Annotated in this window: 3 protein-coding genes; all 3 read right to left on the bottom strand. The window is 24.0% G+C overall.

Annotated elements, in window-relative coordinates:
* The coding region (locus Q0370_RS10290) for a hypothetical protein (RefSeq protein ID WP_299575393.1) at nt 1-294 on the bottom strand (294 nt) is incomplete at its 3' end.
* A 39-nt stretch (nt 295-333) separates the two neighbouring features.
* Complete coding sequence (locus Q0370_RS10285) at nt 334-756, bottom strand: hypothetical protein (RefSeq protein WP_299575392.1); 423 nt, start codon at nt 754-756, stop codon at nt 334-336.
* A 24-nt stretch (nt 757-780) separates the two neighbouring features.
* On the bottom strand, nt 781-1,381 hold a 601-nt coding region (locus Q0370_RS10280; RefSeq protein WP_299575391.1), incomplete at its 5' end, for a hypothetical protein.

The raw sequence follows: 1,381 nt of genomic DNA, 5'->3' as shown, positions 1-1,381 counted from the left end.
TCCTTTTACAGTTTTGAATACTAGTGCTTTGTCTGTTATTTCTAATTTTACTTCTTCTTCTCTCACAATTTTATTTCCTTTATAATCGCCACCATAGATTATAATTTTTTCTATTTTCAGTATATTATTTTTAATTTCTTTTTTGTTGATAAAATAATTGTAAATTTCCCATATAGATAGTATTATTAATATACCACATCCCAAAATAACAATAGGAATCCCAAATACAGTTATAATTGGACTTAATATTATTGTAACTATTATTATTAATACTATACCTATAAGTACATTCATAATTTCGCCTCCTAAATTTTCTCAATACTTCAAACTTTTTTATTTTATAAAATTAGCTTTCATTGATTTTAAATTCATCATCATACCATAAAAGGTTGGACTTCCCCATTCCAACATCACGCTTTCTTCAGGAATTTTACATTTATAAATATAGTAAGCATTTATTACTTCATTGACATCTAAATTTCTTATTTCTGAAGATGTATACTCATTTTGAATTTTTTTACCAAGTTTTTCAATAGAATTTACAGAAGTGTATAAAAGGCTTTCATCATATTCCCCTACACCATCATACATTAAAAGTTCAGTTAAAAAAGAAATTCCAAATGCAGGACATCCTAGTTCATCACCAAAATAATATCGCATTTCATCTTGACTCATTCTTACATATCCTTTATTATCTCTTTGCCAAGAAAAAGATAAATTTCCCAATAATAATATTATCAAAAATATTTTTTTCATAAATTCCTCCTATTTTTTTTAATTCTAATAATTTCCATTTAAAAATTCACTTTCAGAAACAGTAAGTATTCCCAATGTACTTCCATAAACTTCTTTCAAATCTTTATCTACAATTCTAACAAATGCTTTTTCTATATTTCTTGAAGTTATAGGCAAAATATATCCTGCTGGTAAACTATTTAAAGCCGTTCCCCTAATTTCCAAATCTATATTTAAAACATTAGTATTTGAATTATATTTTGCATATGAAATATACCCAACAGGAGCAAAGAATAATTTTTTACTTACATCATAATTAATATTTATATCATTATCTTCAAATACAACTGTAACATTTCTAACTACATTCTCATTTACTCTACACAAAGAGGCTTTAAAAGTTGTTGTGTATTTAGAATTATTTTTTGTCGCTTCCTCTACTCCTAAACAATAAGCATTAATTTTATCATAATTTTCACTATTAATATTAAAATCTTGGTTTGTATTTTCTATTTTGTTTTTTAAATTCTCTGTTTGCTCTAAGGATTTCATTTTAAATAGTCCATTATTTTTTCTGTTCATAAAAAAAACTAATCCAACAATATTTAATAAAATAATTATCGAAATAAATATTTTTAAATTCATA

The sequence above is a fragment of the uncultured Leptotrichia sp. genome (genome assembly GCF_938036635.1).
Classification (GTDB): domain Bacteria; phylum Fusobacteriota; class Fusobacteriia; order Fusobacteriales; family Leptotrichiaceae; genus Leptotrichia; species Leptotrichia hongkongensis.
This window is presented reverse-complemented; position numbering and strand designations above follow the sequence as displayed.

Bases quoted from the DNA above. Each gene is read 5' to 3' on its own strand.
- Q0370_RS10285 (WP_299575392.1), bottom strand. From the start codon at position 756: ATGAAAAAAATATTTTTGATAATATTATTATTGGGAAATTTATCTTTT.